The 15,980-nt window shown below is 56.1% G+C and carries 17 protein-coding genes; 14 read left to right on the top strand and 3 right to left on the bottom strand.

Features of this window, described 5'->3' with window-relative positions:
• Positions 1–58: 58 nt before the first annotated feature.
• The gene (gene rlmG, locus E0L16_RS04790; RefSeq protein ID WP_131636428.1) at positions 59–1,195 is read right to left on the bottom strand and encodes a 23S rRNA (guanine(1835)-N(2))-methyltransferase RlmG; all 1,137 of its coding nucleotides are present in this window, start codon (positions 1,193–1,195) and stop codon (positions 59–61) included.
• Between the two features lie 83 nt (positions 1,196–1,278).
• Between rlmG and E0L16_RS04795 the strand changes: the two genes are divergently transcribed.
• From E0L16_RS04795 to sstT, 4 genes are all read left to right on the top strand, one after another.
• Entirely contained in the window at positions 1,279–1,782 is a 504-nt protein-coding gene (locus E0L16_RS04795; protein ID WP_063451100.1) for a YgjP-like metallopeptidase domain-containing protein, read from the top strand.
• Between the two features lie 70 nt (positions 1,783–1,852).
• Positions 1,853–2,851, top strand: coding sequence for a Gfo/Idh/MocA family protein (locus tag E0L16_RS04800; protein WP_063867643.1), 999 nt, complete (start codon positions 1,853–1,855; stop codon positions 2,849–2,851).
• Positions 2,852–3,103: 252 nt separating this feature from the next.
• Positions 3,104–4,069 carry a TerC family protein gene (locus E0L16_RS04805; RefSeq protein WP_063867641.1) on the top strand — a complete coding sequence of 322 codons (966 nt, stop codon included), beginning with the start codon at positions 3,104–3,106 and terminating at the stop codon, positions 4,067–4,069.
• A gap of 258 nt (positions 4,070–4,327) precedes the next feature.
• Positions 4,328–5,569: a serine/threonine transporter SstT gene (gene sstT, locus E0L16_RS04810; RefSeq protein ID WP_131636429.1), complete on the top strand. Its 1,242-nt coding sequence runs from the start codon at positions 4,328–4,330 to the stop codon at positions 5,567–5,569.
• Between the two features lie 86 nt (positions 5,570–5,655).
• Here the strand turns inward: sstT and E0L16_RS04815 are convergent, their stop codons facing one another.
• Together E0L16_RS04815 and uxaC are read right to left on the bottom strand one after the other, a co-directional pair.
• A complete protein-coding gene (locus tag E0L16_RS04815; protein WP_131636430.1) occupies positions 5,656–7,143 on the bottom strand; it encodes a UxaA family hydrolase in 1,488 nt (495 codons plus the stop codon).
• Positions 7,144–7,159: 16 nt separating this feature from the next.
• On the bottom strand, positions 7,160–8,572 hold the full coding sequence (gene uxaC / locus E0L16_RS04820) for a glucuronate isomerase (RefSeq protein WP_107533925.1): 1,413 nt from the start codon (positions 8,570–8,572) through the stop codon (positions 7,160–7,162).
• A gap of 475 nt (positions 8,573–9,047) precedes the next feature.
• On the opposite strand from uxaC, the gene E0L16_RS04825 reads away from it, so the two are divergent.
• The 10 genes from E0L16_RS04825 to E0L16_RS04870 all read left to right on the top strand — a co-directional run bounded on the left by E0L16_RS04825 (position 9,048) and on the right by E0L16_RS04870 (position 15,938).
• Positions 9,048–10,346: an MFS transporter gene (locus E0L16_RS04825; protein ID WP_063451094.1), complete on the top strand. Its 1,299-nt coding sequence runs from the start codon at positions 9,048–9,050 to the stop codon at positions 10,344–10,346.
• A gap of 180 nt (positions 10,347–10,526) precedes the next feature.
• Positions 10,527–11,303 carry a transcriptional regulator ExuR gene (exuR, locus tag E0L16_RS04830; protein ID WP_063451093.1) on the top strand — a complete coding sequence of 259 codons (777 nt, stop codon included), beginning with the start codon at positions 10,527–10,529 and terminating at the stop codon, positions 11,301–11,303.
• A 341-nt stretch (positions 11,304–11,644) separates the two neighbouring features.
• A complete protein-coding gene (gene yqjA, locus E0L16_RS04835; RefSeq protein WP_022649475.1) occupies positions 11,645–12,307 on the top strand; it encodes a DedA family general envelope maintenance protein YqjA in 663 nt (220 codons plus the stop codon).
• A gap of 2 nt (positions 12,308–12,309) precedes the next feature.
• A complete protein-coding gene (gene mzrA / locus E0L16_RS04840) occupies positions 12,310–12,693 on the top strand; it encodes an EnvZ/OmpR regulon moderator MzrA (protein ID WP_063867631.1) in 384 nt (127 codons plus the stop codon).
• A 143-nt stretch (positions 12,694–12,836) separates the two neighbouring features.
• Positions 12,837–13,205 carry a DUF1090 domain-containing protein gene (locus tag E0L16_RS04845; protein ID WP_063451091.1) on the top strand — a complete coding sequence of 123 codons (369 nt, stop codon included), beginning with the start codon at positions 12,837–12,839 and terminating at the stop codon, positions 13,203–13,205.
• Between the two features lie 29 nt (positions 13,206–13,234).
• Positions 13,235–13,540, top strand: coding sequence for an ElaB/YgaM/YqjD family protein (locus tag E0L16_RS04850; protein ID WP_003862645.1), 306 nt, complete (start codon positions 13,235–13,237; stop codon positions 13,538–13,540).
• A gap of 2 nt (positions 13,541–13,542) precedes the next feature.
• Positions 13,543–13,941 (top strand): phage holin family protein, encoded by a 399-nt coding sequence (locus E0L16_RS04855; protein WP_003862647.1) that lies wholly within the window; start codon positions 13,543–13,545, stop codon positions 13,939–13,941.
• Positions 13,938–14,234 carry a YqjK-like family protein gene (locus tag E0L16_RS04860; protein WP_003862649.1) on the top strand — a complete coding sequence of 99 codons (297 nt, stop codon included), beginning with the start codon at positions 13,938–13,940 and terminating at the stop codon, positions 14,232–14,234. The genes E0L16_RS04855 and E0L16_RS04860 overlap by 4 nt, the downstream gene beginning before the upstream one ends.
• Positions 14,235–14,486: 252 nt before the next feature.
• Positions 14,487–14,879 carry a DoxX family protein gene (locus tag E0L16_RS04865; RefSeq protein WP_063867629.1) on the top strand — a complete coding sequence of 131 codons (393 nt, stop codon included), beginning with the start codon at positions 14,487–14,489 and terminating at the stop codon, positions 14,877–14,879.
• Between the two features lie 72 nt (positions 14,880–14,951).
• On the top strand, positions 14,952–15,938 hold the full coding sequence (locus E0L16_RS04870; protein WP_131636431.1) for a glutathione S-transferase family protein: 987 nt from the start codon (positions 14,952–14,954) through the stop codon (positions 15,936–15,938).
• Positions 15,939–15,980: the final 42 nt, after the last annotated feature.

The raw sequence follows: 15,980 nt of genomic DNA on the forward strand, positions 1-15,980 counted from the left end.
TACCGGGCCTACAAAACCGTAGGCCTGTGCAAGCGCAGCGCCGCCAGGCAAAACCATCTTACCGACGACGCCCCAGCTTCACCGCTTTCAGCACCACAAACTTGTTATTCGTCGCAATGGTGACGCAGTTACCGAAGATCTTTTTCAGCTTGTGGAAGTAGTCCAGGTGGCGGTTCGCCACGATGTACAGCTCGCCGTTGATTTTCAGGCAGCGGCGCGCGTGGTGGAACATCTCCCACGCGACGTTATCCGTCAGGGCGTGCTTCTGGTGGAACGGCGGGTTGCAGAACACGGCGTTAAAGCGGAAAGGCTCTACGCCGGAGAGCGCGTTGTTAATCATAAACTCGCAGCGATCCAGCGCGTCCGGCATGTTGGTTTCCACGTTCAGACGGCTGGAGGCCACCGCCATCGGCGACTCGTCGCTGAACACCACGCTGGCTTCTGGGTTCTTCGCCAGCAGCGTCAGGCCAATCACCCCGTTGCCGCAGCCCAGATCGACAATTTCCCCTTCCAGATTTTCCGGCAGATGTTCCATAAAGAAACGCGCTCCGATGTCCAGACCGGTGCGTGAGAAAACGTTCGCATGGTTGTGGATGGTCCAGTCGGTGCCTTCCAGCGTCCAGCTCAGGGTCTCCGGCGCGTCGGCCAGTTCCGGCGCGCTAAAGGTACAGTTGATCAGGCGCGCTTTTTTCCAGGCCAGCGTGGTGGTGGTCGGGCCGAGCACTTTCTCGAACAGCTCCAGCGTCGAGGTGTGAATATCGCGCGCCTTCGCACCCGCGATAATACGCGTTTCTGGCGTCACGACCTTACGCAGCGCCCGCAGCTGCTGTTCCAGCAGCGCCATGGTTTTGGGCACTTTGATCAGCACCACGCCCGGCGCCTGCGGGTAGTCCGCGGTGCTGTCGAGGAACTTCACGCTGGATTCGTCGATGTCGTTGTGACGCAGGTTTTCACGCGTCGCCAGCTCGCTCAGGTAAGAATCGCCGATGCTGTAAGGTGCGTGTTCCGCCAGCGCGCAGCCCAGCGCGCCAAACGCGTCATTCAGGATCAGAACCGGGCCGCGGATTTCAGGCTCATCCAACTGTTGCAGCAGATATTCATCCGCCGCTTCCCACGCCTGAAGCGGGTTTACGTCGTCCGTTTCCGGGAAACGTTTAAGGTTGAGTGAACGGAAACCGTTGTCTAAGTGGCTCATCGGCCCTCCTGAATGGTAAAATTTGGCGTATCCCTGAAAAGGGTGCGTGAGTATACCCGTTTTATTGTCGATTTGGGGCGTTGATGAACCAACTTACTTATCTCCAGGGCTACCCGGAGCATTTACTTTCCCAGGTTCGCAGCCTGATTGCCGAGCAGAAGCTCGGCGCGGTGCTGGAAAAACGCTATCCCGGCACCCACGATTTCGCGACCGATAAGGCGCTCTGGCAGTATACGCAGGATCTGAAAAACCGTTATCTCAGAAGCGCCCCGCCGATCAACAAGGTGATGTACGACAACAAGATCCACGTGCTGAAAAATGCGCTCGGCCTGCACACCGCCATCTCCCGCGTGCAGGGCGGCAAGCTAAAGGCTAAGGCGGAGATCCGCGTGGCGACCGTTTTCCGTAACGCGCCGGAAGCCTTTCTGCGGATGATCGTGGTGCACGAGCTGGCGCACCTGAAAGAGAAAGAGCACGACAAAGCCTTCTATTCCCTGTGCTGCCATATGGAGCCGCAATACCACCAGCTGGAGTTTGATACCCGGCTGTGGCTGACGCATTTATCGTTAAAGAGTAATGCGCAGTAGCGCACGCGAAATGTCATGATGACGTGCTACAGTGGTTTTAAGTTCCCTGCTACGGAGTACGTAAACGTTTATGATACGTTTCGCAGTCATCGGTACGAACTGGATCACGCGCCAGTTCGTCGACGCCGCCCACGAAACCGGCAAATATAAGCTCACCGCAGTCTATTCCCGCAGCCTTGAGCAGGCGCAGAGTTTTGCGAATGACTACCTGGTTGAACATCTGTTCACCTCGCTCGATGAGATGGCGCAAAGCGACGCCATTGACGCGGTCTATATCGCCAGCCCGAATTCTCTGCATTTCCCGCAAACGAAGCTGTTCCTCAGCCACAAAAAGCACGTGATCTGCGAGAAGCCGCTGGCTTCGAATATTGAGGAAGTGGAAGCCGCCATTCAGCTTGCCCGGGAAAACCAGGTGGTGCTGTTTGAAGCATTCAAAACCGCCAGCCTGCCGAACTTCCTGCTGTTGCAGCAGTCTCTGCCGAAAATTGGCAAAGTGCGTAAAGCCTTTATCAACTACTGCCAGTATTCCTCGCGCTACCAGCGCTATCTGGACGGCGAAAACCCGAATACCTTTAACCCGGCCTTCTCGAATGGCTCAATTATGGATATCGGTTTTTACTGTCTGGCCTCTGCGGTCGCGCTGTGGGGTGAACCGCACGGCGTGACGGCCACCGCCAGCCTGCTGGAGAGCGGCGTGGATGCCCACGGTATCGTGGTGCTGGACTACGGTGATTTCAGCGTGACGTTGCAGCACTCGAAGGTCAGCGACTCCGTGCTGCCAAGCGAAATTCAGGGCGAAGACGGCTCGCTGGTGATCGAAAAAATCTCTGAATGCCAGAAGCTCAGCATCGTCCCGCGCGGCGGAAAAGCGCAGGAGCTGACGCAGCCTCAGCATATTAACACTATGCTTTATGAGGCAGAGGTCTTCGCCCGTCTGGTAGAAGACAACGAAGTGAACCACCCTGGGCTGGCGATCAGCCGCACCACGGCGAAGCTGCAAACGGAGATCCGCCGACAGACCGGCGTGGTGTTCCCAGCAGACGGCGTGAATGTGGAAGCCGTCGCGTAAAGCTGTGTAATGAAACCGTGCAGAGCATTGACGAAATCGATGGTCTGACATATTTTGTTACCTGCAAAGGGGAGTAACTTCTTCGCCGGTGGATCGTCATTACGATGCGTGCAAAACCGCATCCGGTCGCCGGGCAACCTTCATGGTTGTAAGTGAGACCTTGCCGGAAGGCGAGGTCTATGCATAAAAAGCTAACGGCTATCGTCTTCTGACCATAGCCGTTTTTGTTTTTTTATGTGTAAGGAAAATAGTATGCATTCTGTCGGCACTCCAATGCTGTGGGGCGGATTCGCGGTAGTCGTGCTCATCATGCTGGCAATCGACCTCTTTTTGCAGGGTCGTCGCGGCGAGCATGGCATGAGCGTCAAGCAAGCTGCCGTCTGGTCGCTGGTATGGGTATCCCTCTCACTCCTCTTCTGCGCCGTCTTCTGGTGGTACCTGGCCTCAACCGAAGGCCGTGCGGTGGCGGATCCTCAGGCACTCGCCTTCCTCACCGGCTATCTGATTGAAAAAGCGCTGGCGGTTGATAACGTCTTCGTCTGGCTGATGCTGTTCAGCTATTTTGCCGTGCCTGCGGCCCTGCAACGCCGCGTGCTGGTCTACGGCGTGCTGGGTGCCATCATCCTGCGTACCATCATGATCTTCGCCGGCAGCTGGCTGATTACCCAGTTCGAATGGCTGCTGTACGTGTTCGGCGCGTTCCTGCTGTTCACCGGGGTCAAAATGGCCCTGGCGAAAGAAGACGATACCGGTATCGGTGATAAGCCGCTGGTGAAGTGGATCCGTGGTCATCTGCGCATGACGGACAAGATCGAGAGCGAGCATTTCTTCGTGCGTAAGAACGGCCTGCTGTTCGCCACCCCGCTGCTGCTGGTGCTGATTCTGGTCGAGCTGAGCGACGTTATCTTTGCGGTGGACAGTATTCCGGCAATCTTCGCGGTCACCACCGACCCGTTCATCGTCCTGACCTCGAACCTGTTTGCGATCCTCGGCCTGCGTGCGATGTACTTCCTGCTGGCAGGGGCGGCAGAGCGCTTCTCCATGCTGAAGTACGGTCTGTCGGTGATTCTGGTCTTCATTGGTATCAAGATGCTGATTGTCGATTTCTACCATATCCCGATCGCCATTTCGCTCGGCGTGGTGTTTGGCATTCTGCTGGTGACGCTGGTTATCAATACCTGGGTTAACCGCCAGCACGATAAAAAGCAGCAGGTTTAGTGCATATTGCCCGGTGGCGCTGCGCTTACCGGGCCTACACGGACCCAATTCTTAGGCCGGGTAAGCGTAGCGCCACCCGGCCTTTCCGTTAATCAATAGTTAAAAAACATGACGCAACACGTAAAATCCAGCATTTTACTCTTCCGCCTTTCCCCGCTTTCCTTGATACTCAACCAGGCAAACAAATATTTACATCCTGAAATAAATGTGACTTAGAGCACATCCAGGATGGAACACAATTTCACTTAGGAATTTAGTATGAGCACACAATCTAAGGGCCTGCTTGCGCGTCTGACGCAGGGCAGCCTGGTTAAACAAATCCTGGTAGGGCTGGTTCTGGGTATTCTGCTGGCGCTGGTGTCAAAACCTGCCGCGGAAGCAACAGGGCTTCTCGGAACGCTTTTCGTGGGCGCGCTGAAGGCCGTTGCGCCGGTGCTGGTACTGATGCTGGTCATGGCTTCTATCGCCAATCACCAGCACGGACAAAAAACCAACATTCGCCCGATTCTCTTTTTATATCTGCTGGGCACGTTTTCTGCTGCGCTGACCGCAGTGGTCTTTAGCTTTATCTTCCCCTCCACGCTGCATCTGACCTCTGCGGCGGGCGACGTTACGCCGCCTTCAGGCATTGTGGAAGTGCTGCGCGGCCTGCTGATGAGCATGGTTTCTAACCCCATTGATGCCCTGCTGAATGCCAACTACATTGGCATCCTGGTGTGGGCGATCGGCCTGGGCTTCGCCCTGCGTCACGGCAACGAAACGACGAAAAATCTGGTCAACGACATGTCCAACGCCGTGACCTTTATCGTGAAGGTCGTGATTCGCTTTGCGCCTATCGGTATCTTCGGCCTGGTGTCGTCTACCCTGGCCACAACCGGCTTTGACGCGCTGTGGGGCTACGCGCAGCTGCTGATGGTGCTGGTCGGCTGCATGCTGCTGGTGGCGCTGGTGATCAACCCGCTGCTGGTGTTCTGGCAGATCCGCCGTAACCCGTATCCACTGGTGCTCACCTGCCTGCGCGAGAGCGGCGTATACGCCTTCTTTACCCGCAGCTCGGCGGCAAACATTCCGGTCAACATGGCGCTGGCGGAGAAGCTGAACCTGGATCGCGATACCTATTCGGTTTCAATTCCACTGGGTGCAACCGTGAACATGGCGGGTGCGGCGATCACCATCACCGTGCTGACGCTGGCGGCCGTGCATACGCTGGGTATTCCGGTCGATCTGCCAACTGCCCTGCTGCTGAGCGTGGTGGCATCGCTGTGCGCCTGTGGCGCCTCCGGCGTGGCGGGCGGCTCGCTGCTGCTGATCCCGCTGGCGTGCAATATGTTCGGTATCCCGAACGAGATTGCCATGCAGGTGGTCGCGGTCGGCTTTATTATCGGCGTATTGCAGGATTCCTGCGAAACGGCGCTGAACTCCTCTACCGACGTGCTGTTCACCGCTGCGGCCTGTCAGGCGGAAGATGCGCGTTTAGCGAAGAATGCCCTGCGAGGTTAAAAAGAAAAGCCCGGTGGCGACTACGCCTTACCGGGCCTACAGAATATCGTAGGTCGGGTAAGCGTTAGCGCCACCCGACATAACGCTTACAGCGTCACACCACTCTTAAAGAGCGCCAGCTCGCGGAAGTCGTTCTTCTCGTTACAGGTTTGCTTGCCGCTGGCGATTTCCACGATGACATCAACAAATTCATCGAGCAGCTGCGGCATCGCCTTGCCGTGGATCAGCTGGCCCGCGTCAAAGTCGATCCAGTGTTTTTTCTTCGCCGCCAGTTCGCTGTTGGTGGCGATTTTCACCGTCGGCACAAATCCGCCGTACGGCGTACCGCGCCCGGTACTGAACAGCACCATGTGGCAGCCCGCCCCCGCCAGCGCACTGGTGGCGACCGCGTCGTTACCCGGCGCGCTCAGCAGGTTCAGACCATGGGTTTTCAGCCGTTCGCCGTAGCGCAGCACATCCACCACCTGGCTGGCCCCGGCTTTCTGAGTGCAGCCGAGAGATTTCTCTTCCAGCGTGGTGATGCCCCCCGCTTTGTTACCCGGCGACGGATTCTCATAAATCGGCTGGTTATGGGCGATGAAGTACTGCTTGAAGTCGTTGACCATGGTGACAGTCTTCTCAAACGTCTCTTCATCGCGGCAGTGGCTCATCAGAATGCGCTCCGCGCCAAACATCTCCGGCACTTCGGTCAGCACCGTGGTGCCGCCGTTGGCAATCACGTAATCCGAGAAGCGGCCCAGCATTGGGTTAGCCGTGATGCCGGAAAGACCGTCAGATCCGCCGCACTCCAGGCCAAACTTCAGCTCGCTCAGCTTGCCCGGCTCGCGCCTGTCGTGGCGCATCACCTCATACAGCTGATGCAGCTGTTCAACGCCCGCTTCTACTTCGTCATCCTGGTGCTGACACACCATAAAGTGCACGCGCGCAGGGTCAAATTCGCCCAGCGTGTCGCGGAAGGCATCCACCTGGTTGTTCTCGCAGCCCAGGCCGATCACCAGCACCGCGCCCGCATTCGGGTGGCGCACCATGTTTTGCAGCATGGTGCGGGTGTTGATGTGGTCGTCACCCAGTTGCGAACAGCCGTAGGTGTGGCTGAACAGGTGCACGCCGTCGGTGCCTTCAGCATCGTTGGTCTCTTTCAGGAAGCGCGTCTGGATTTGACGCGCGATCCCGTTCACGCAGCCGACGGTCGGAAGGATCCACAGCTCATTGCGGATCCCCACCTCGCCGCTGGCGCGGCGGTAGATCTGCACCTCACGATCGGCCGCCTGTTCTTCTTCTGGCTGGAAGTCAGGTTGATAGCTGTACTCGTCCAGATCGCTGAGATTGGTGCGGGTATTGTGCGAATGAATATATTCACCCGGTGCAATATCCGCCAGCGCATGACCGATGGGCAAACCGTACTTCACCACGTTCTCCCCTTTCGCGATGGGGATCAGGGCAAACTTATGTCCACGTCCAATGGCCTGGCGTAACGTTACCGACTGGTTGTCGAAGGTCACTTCCGTCCCTTCGGCTAAATCTGCCAGCGCGACGGCAACGTTATCCAGCGAATGGATTTTGATGTATTGCATATCAACCTCAAACGGCCTAGTTCAGTTCAATGGCGAAGTAGTCACGCGCATTGTTAAAGCAGATGTTTTTCACCATTTCGCCCAGCAGCTGGATATCCGCTGGCGCTTCACCCGCGTGCACCCAGCGGCCAATCATCTGGCACAGAATGCGGCGGAAATATTCATGACGGGTATAAGACAGGAAGCTGCGGCTGTCGGTCAGCATACCCACGAAGCGGCTTAACAGACCGAGCTGCGCCAGCTGCGTCATCTGACGTTCCATGCCGTCTTTCTGATCGTTGAACCACCAGCCGGAGCCGAACTGCATCTTGCCCGGCATACCTTCCCCCTGGAAGTTGCCGATCATGGTGCCCAGCACTTCGTTATCCCGCGGGTTCAGGCAATATAGAATGGTTTTCGGCAGCAGGTTTTGCTCGTTCTGTTTGCTCAGCAGCTTAGACAGCTCTTCCGCCAGCGGGCGGTCGTTGATGGAGTCGAAGCCCACGTCCGCGCCCAGCAGTTTGAACTGACGCTGGTTGTTATTACGCAGCGCGCCGATGTGGTACTGCTGCACCCAGCCGCGACGGGCATATTCCGCGCCGAGGAACACCAGCACCGCCGTTTTGAACTGGGCGACTTCATGCTCGCTTAACTGTTCGCCGGAGAGACGACGCGCCAGAATGCTGTCCAGTTCGGCTTCGTTGGATTCCGCGAACAGCACCACGTCCAGCGCGTGGTCAGAAACTTTACAGCCGTGTGCGGCGAAGTGATCCAAACGTTTGGTCAGCGCAGATTGCAGATCGGCAAAACGGCGGATGTCGGTATCAGACACTTCCGCCAGTTTCGCCATGTAGTCATTAAAGGTTGCCAGCTCGATGTTGAAGGCTTTATCCGGGCGCCAGCTTGGCAGCACCTTGATGTCAAACGTGCTGTCCTTCGCGACAACCGCGTGGTGCTCCAGGGAGTCGATCGGATCGTCGGTGGTGCCCACCATTTTCACGTTCATCTGCTTCATGATGCCGCGCGCCGAGAAGCTATCCTGCGCCAGCAGTTCGTTGCACTGGTCCCAGATTTCATCCGCAGTGGCGGGAGACAACAGCTTGCCGGTGATACCAAACGGACGACGCAGTTCGAGGTGCGTCCAGTGGTAAAGCGGGTTCCCGATGGTGTGCGGCACGGTAGCGGCCCAGGCGTCGAACTTCTCGCGATCGGTGGCGTCACCGGTACACAGGCGCTCGGCCACGCCGTTGGTGCGCATTGCGCGCCATTTATAGTGGTCACCCTTCAGCCAGATATCATACAGGTTTTTGAAACGGTAATTTTCGGCAACCTGCTGCGGCGGTAAGTGGCAGTGGTAGTCGAAAATCGGCTGGTCTTTCGCGTAGTCGTGGTACAGGCGGCGAGCAAATTCGGTATCTAACAGAAAATCTTCGGTCATAAACGGCGTCATTATCGTCTTCCTCATTACGGGAGCGTCAGAAAGCTTATGTTCAGATGCTGCAAAGTTATCACACCAATTTCCAGAGTCCGACGTTTTTTTCGTGAGTTAGATCAATAAACGTCGACAAATAAATTACCCTCAAAGGGGTAAACCCTCCTGCAAGCCGCGCCATATCTGGCTTTGCGCGCGTCGCTTAATGACCACACAAAGATTCACACTTTTGTGATGTCACTCACCTTTTAAAGTTGTATGACAAGTTATCTTTTCGCCGTCGCAAACTATAAGCCGACGGAATGCATTACCGATGTTTGATACATCGGATTTAACGGTACGGAAGCCGACTTAGCACGATTATTTATGGCAAGGTTCGGGCCGTTCCGGGACAGGTTCCCGGTTACGCCCCTCCCGTTACAGAACAGCTCCCGGCAACGGTTGAGTTGTTGCCGTGTCCCGACACGGAAATAACATAACGATGAGGTTTTACATGCGTAAAATTAAAGGGTTACGTTGGTACATGATTGCACTGGTGACGCTCGGCACCGTGCTGGGCTACCTGACACGTAACACCGTGGCAGCAGCGGCGCCAACGTTGATGGAAGAGTTGCATATCTCCACGCAGCAATACTCTTACATCATTGCGGCCTATTCTGCCGCTTACACCGTAATGCAGCCTGTTGCAGGTTATGTTCTTGATATTCTGGGTACAAAAATTGGTTATGCCTTCTTCGCCGTTGCCTGGGCCGTGTTCTGCGGCGCGACCGCACTGGCAGGCAGCTGGGGCGGTCTGGCGCTGGCGCGTGGCGCGGTAGGTGCCGCCGAAGCGGCGATGATCCCCGCAGGTCTGAAAGCCAGCTCTGAGTGGTTCCCGGCAAAAGAGCGTTCCATCGCGGTGGGTTACTTCAACGTGGGTTCATCCATCGGGGCGATGATTGCGCCGCCGCTCGTGGTGTGGGCTATCGTGATGCACAGCTGGCAGATGGCGTTCATCATTTCCGGGGTGCTGAGCTTCGCCTGGGCCATGGCGTGGCTGATCTTCTACAAGCACCCGCGCGACCAGAAAAAGCTGTCTACCGAAGAACGCGACTACATCATTAACGGCCAGGAATCTCAGCATCAGACCGATAACGGCAAAAAGATGTCTGTCTGGCAGATCCTGGGTACCCGTCAGTTCTGGGGTATCGCCCTGCCACGCTTCCTGGCAGAGCCGGCCTGGGGTACGTTCAACGCCTGGATCCCGCTGTTCATGTTTAAAGTTTACGGCTTTAACCTGAAAGAGATCGCGATGTTCGCCTGGATGCCAATGCTGTTTGCTGACCTGGGCTGTATCGTCGGCGGCTACCTGCCACCGCTGTTCCAGCGCTGGTTTGGCGTGAACCTGATTGTCTCCCGTAAGATGGTGGTGACCATGGGCGCGCTGCTGATGATCGGCCCGGGTATGATCGGCCTGTTCACCAGCCCTTACGTGGCTATCGCGCTGCTGTGTATCGGGGGCTTTGCTCACCAGTCCCTGTCTGGCGCGCTGATTACGCTCTCTTCCGACGTGTTTGGCCGTAACGAAGTGGCCACCGCCAACGGCCTGACCGGTATGGCCGCCTGGACAGCGAGCACGATGTTCGCCCTGGTGGTCGGCGCGCTGGCGGATACCATCGGCTTCAGCCCGCTGTTCGCGGTACTGGCTATCTTCGACCTGCTGGGTGCGGTGGTTATCTGGACGGTGCTGAAAAGCAAATCCGCCGACGAGCTGGCGAAAGAGTCCCTTGGGGGACCGGCGACGCAGAGTTAGCGTTGTTGTGCCGGGTGGCGCTACGCTTACCCGGCCTACAAAACCCGTAGGCCCGTGCAAGCGAAGCGCCGCCGGGCATTTAAAGGCCGCTGAGTAGCGGCTTTTTTAATGGCGAAATCTGGAGACTGGCACGCAAAAGTGGTATAACAAATCAATCGCCGTACCCTGCCTGGAGCGCATATGGAAATCACCGAATCACGTCGTTTATATCAACAACTTGCCGCCGAGCTGAAAGATCGCATCGAGCAAGGTGTCTATCTTGTCGGTGATAAACTGCCCGCCGAGCGTTTCATTGCGGATGAAAAAAGCGTCAGCCGCACCGTGGTACGCGAAGCCATCATCATGCTGGAAGTGGAAGGCTACGTTGAGGTTCGCAAAGGTTCCGGCATTCACGTGATTTCCAACCAGGCCAAACACTCCCCCGCCCCGGACGAAAGCCTGGAATTTGCCAGCTACGGCCCGTTTGAGCTTCTCCAGGCTCGCCAGCTTATCGAAAGCAACATTGCGGAATTTGCGGCGACGCAGGTGACCAAGCAGGACATCATGAAGCTGATGGAAATTCAGGACCACGCGCGTAAAGAAAAATGCTTCCGCGATTCCGAATGGGACCTGCAATTCCACGTCCAGGTTGCCCTTGCGACTCAGAACACGGCGCTGGCGGCAATCGTTGAAAAAATGTGGACTCAGCGCGTTCACAACCCGTACTGGAAGAAATTGCACGATCACATTGATTCCCGCACGGTAGACAACTGGTGTGACGATCACGACCAGATCCTCAAGGCGCTGATTCGTAAGGATCCGCATGCGGCAAAACTGGCGATGTGGCAGCATCTGGAGAACACCAAACAGATGCTGTTTAATGAAACCAGCGATGACTTCGAATTTAACGCTGACCGCTATCTTTTTGCCGATAATCCGGTGGTTCACCTCGATACTGCGACCAATCTCGCAAAATAAGCCTTCGTACTGCCGGCAGGCGCACCGCCGCGCCCTCCGGCCAGACAGGGTAAGAAAACCTCTATAGTGTCAGCCTTTGTAAAATCTCTCGCTCCCCTCCGTGGCTTACGCCAAAATCGTGTTTCCCCTCAAATTCTGTGACGCAGAACGTCGGGCTTTGTTACAATTGGATTCACTTCGTTATTTTGTAAGTTAGTGCTTGCTAACCAGCCAATTAACAGGGAACAGTGTTGGCCACACCTCAATGTGTCCGCGAGCGACCATAATGAAATCATAACAATGTCGCCGTGCTGTTTTCCCGAATGACAGGCGTGACGTTAACCGATTTCCAGGAACACTGAATGGAACTTTTGACCCAACTACTGAATGCCCTCTGGGCTCAGGATTTCGAAACGCTGGCCAACCCATCCATGATTGGCATGCTCTACTTTGTGTTATTTATGATCCTGTTCCTTGAGAACGGCCTGCTGCCTGCCGCCTTTTTACCGGGCGACAGCCTGCTGGTGCTGGTTGGGGTGCTCTGTGCAAAAGGGGCGATGGCTTTCCCGCAAACGGTCTTGCTTTTGACCATTGCCGCCAGCCTGGGTTGCTGGGTGAGTTATATTCAGGGGCGATGGCTGGGCAACACGCGGATCGTCCAGAACTGGCTTTCGCATCTTCCGGCACATTACCACCAGCGAGCCCACCACCTGTTCCATAAGCACGGGCTTTCCGCCTTGCTGATCGGCCGCTTTATCGCCTTTGTACGCACCCTGCTGCCCACCATCGCGGGCCTGTCTGGCCTCAGCAGCGCGCGCTTCCAGTTCTTTAACTGGATGAGCGGCTTGCTGTGGGTTCTGATCCTGACCACGCTCGGCTACGCGCTCGGGAAAACCCCGGTCTTTATGAAGTATGAAGACCAGCTGATGTCTTGCCTGATGCTGCTGCCGGTCGTTCTGCTGGTGTTTGGCCTGGTCGGTTCACTGGTTGTACTGTGGAAGAAGAAATACGGAGCCAGGGGTTAACGATGGTTATCTCCCCGCTTGCCTTGCGTCGTTTCTCTTACGCCATCGTTGCGCTGATGATGTTCAGCGCCCTCATTCTGCTGTGGTCTGCGCTACAGCATCAGGAGTCGACGCTGGCTATCCGTCCGGTGAATCAAGGAACCAGCGTGCCGGATGGTTTTTCCATCTGGCATCATCTGGATGCAAACGGGATCCGCTTTAAGAGCATCACGCCGCAAGACGATGTTCTGCTGATAAAGTTCGACTCCAGTGCGCAAAGCGCCGCGGCGAAAGCGGTGCTGGACCGAACGCTGCCGCAGGGTTACATCATCGCGCAACAGGATGATGACAGCCACGTCGCCTCTTGGATGTCACGGCTACGCGACACGTCGCATCGATTTGGTTAACGACTAATATTCCGAATATTTTCACCTACTTTGGTGAAACTCCCGTTTACTTACTATGCTTAAGTACGCGGAGCACCCCTCAGATGTTCTCCGCAAAGTTCTGGAACACGGCTTACGCCGTAACACAATGGAAGGTTTCTATAATGAAATACCGCATCACCCTTGCTCTGGCCCTTTTTTCTTTAAGCACAGCTTCCTTCGCGATGTCTCTTTGTCAGGAGAAAGAAAAGGATATCCAACGCGAAATCAGTTATGCCGAGAAGCATAACAATCAGCACCGGATCGACGGTCTGAAAAAGGCGTTGAGCGAAGTGAAAGATAATTGTACGGACAGCAAGCTGCGTGCCGATCATCAGGAAAAAATCGCTGAACAGAAGGACGAGATAGCCGAGCGCCGTCAAGACCTGCAAGAAGCGAAAGAGAAAGGTGATGCGGAAAAAATTGCCAAGCGCGAGAGGAAGTTGCAAGAGGCGCAGGACGAACTGAAAGCGCTGGAAGCTCGCGATTATTGAGTTAACGGAAATCTCAACAGGAGAGAATCATGTCAAAAGATACAACTTCAGAAAATCTGCGCGCTGAGCTGAAATCCCTGGCGGACACCCTGGAAGAGGTGCTGAACTCTTCTGCCGATAAATCGAAAGAAGAAGTGAGCAAACTGCGCAGCAAAGCGGAGCAGGCGCTGAAAGAGAGCCGTTACCGTCTGGGTGAAACCGGCGACGCGCTGGCGAAACAGACCCGCGAAGCGGCTGCGCGCGCAGACGAATATGTACGTGATAATCCATGGACGGGTGTAGGTATTGGCGCCGCAGTGGGTGTGGTGCTGGGTGTCCTGCTGACGCGTCGTTGATTATGGAAGATCCACGTCACGCACAAGGGCCTGCTAAAAACGTCCTCGGCATCGGCCAGCGTATTCTTACGACGCTGGTCGGGATTGCCGAAACGCGCGTCCGGCTTGCGGTAGTGGAGCTGGAAGAGGAGAAAGCCAACCTCTTCCAGATGCTGCTCATGCTCGGGCTTACGATGCTCTTTGCCGCGTTTGGCCTGATGAGCCTGATGGTGTTAATCATCTGGGCTATCGATCCACAGTATCGTCTGAACGCGATGATTGCCACAACCGTGGTTCTGCTGGTTGCAGCGCTGATAGGCGGTATCTGGACCCTGCATAAAGCGCGCACCTCGACCTTCCTGCGCCACACGCGTCAGGAGCTGGCCAACGACCGCGCCCTGCTGGAGGATGATAAGTCGTGAGCGACAAAGCCGAACGTCAGAAGCGTAAAGCGTATCTGCTGAGCCAGATCCAACAGCAGCGGTTGGATCTGTCCGCCAGCCGACGCGACTGGGTTGAAGCCACGCATCGGTTTGACCGGGGCTGGAACACTGTTCTGAGCCTGCGCTCATGGGCGCTGGTCGGCAGCAGCGTGATGGCGATCTGGTCGGTTCGGCATCCTAATATGCTGATCCGCTGGGCACGCCGCGGCTTTGGTGCCTGGAGCGCCTGGCGTCTGGTGAAAACCACGCTGCGTCAGCAGCAGCTGCGCTAGCCTTCTCGCCGGGTGGCGCTGCGCTTACCCGGCCTACGGTAAAAAGTAGGCCGGATAAGGCGTAGCCGTCACCCGGAACATCTCTCCACGCTCCCTTACTCAATATCTTTGAAAAAGATTGACAGTTTTCCTTGCTAACAATTGCCACCCGCCCCGTTTACACTCCTCTCCATCAACAGCAAAGACGCGGTATCTACCCGATTTTGCAAGCAAATAACGTTTAGCCGCTGATGTGGTTTCCTGGAGAGTAAAATGAAAAAATTAGAAGATGTTGGTGTACTGGTAGCGCGTATTCTGATGCCAATTCTGTTCATCACCGCGGGCTGGGGCAAAATCACCGGTTATGCGGGTACCCAGCAGTATATGGAAGCCATGGGCGTGCCGGGGTTCCTGCTGCCACTGACTATCCTGCTTGAGTTCGGCGGTGGCCTGGCGGTGTTGTTCGGTTTCCTGACCCGCACCACGGCGCTGTTCACCGCAGGCTTCACCCTGCTGACGGCGTTCCTGTTCCACAGCAACTTTGCCGAAGGCGTGAACTCCCTGATGTTCATGAAAAACCTGACCATTGCAGGCGGCTATCTGCTGCTGGCCATCACGGGCCCTGGCGCTTACAGCATCGACCGTCTTCTGAATAAGAAGTGGTAAGCACGCTATACTGATTAAATTCAAAGCGAGGAGACATCTCCTCGCTTTTGCTATCTGACGGAGGAGTAAAAAATGGGACAACTCGTAGACGGCGTCTGGCAGGATGTCTGGTATGACACCAAATCCACCGGCGGACGCTTTAAGCGCTCTGTTTCGGCCTTCCGTAACTGGCTGACCGCCGACGGCGCACCCGGCCCAAGCGGCGAAGGCGGCTTCGCGGCGGAGAAAAATCGTTATCATCTGTACGTTTCTCTCGCCTGCCCGTGGGCGCACCGTACGCTGATTGTGCGCAAGCTTAAAGGCCTCGAATCGTTAATTCCGGTTTCGGTGGTGAACCCGCTGATGCTGGAAAACGGCTGGACCTTCGACAGCGATTTCCCTGCCGCGACGGGTGATGAACTTTATCACCACAATTTCCTGTATCAGCTCTATCTGCGCGCCGATCCGCACTACACCGGACGCGTAACCGTACCGGTGCTGTGGGACAAGAAAAACCAGACGATCGTCAGCAATGAATCCGCTGAAATCATTCGCATGTTCAATACCGCCTTTGACGCGCACGGCGCCCGCGCCGGGGATTACTATCCGGCGGAGCTGCGCGAGAAAATTGACGAGCTGAACGGCTGGATCTACGACAACGTGAACAACGGCGTCTATAAGGCCGGTTTCGCCACCAGCCAGGAAGCCTACGACGAAGCGGTCGGAAAAGTCTTTGAATCCCTGGAGCGTCTGGAGCAGATCCTCGGCCAGCATCGTTATTTAACCGGCGATCGCCTGACCGAAGCGGACATCCGCCTGTGGACAACGCTGATCCGCTTTGATCCGGTTTACGTCACCCACTTCAAGTGCGACAAGCATCGCATCAGCGACTATCTGAACCTGCACGGTTTCCTGCGCGACATCTATCAGATGCCCGGGATTGCGGAGACGGTCGATTTTGACCATATTCGCACCCACTATTTCCGCAGCCATAAGACCATCAACCCAACGGGCATCATCTCCATTGGCCCGTGGCAGGATCTGGATGAACCGCACGGGCGCGACGTGCGTTTCGGATAATTATTTAGGGAATCAATTGATTCCCTTTTTTAATTCACGGCA

It is taken from the genome of Enterobacter quasihormaechei (assembly GCF_004331385.1).
Classification (GTDB): Bacteria; Pseudomonadota; Gammaproteobacteria; order Enterobacterales; family Enterobacteriaceae; genus Enterobacter; species Enterobacter quasihormaechei.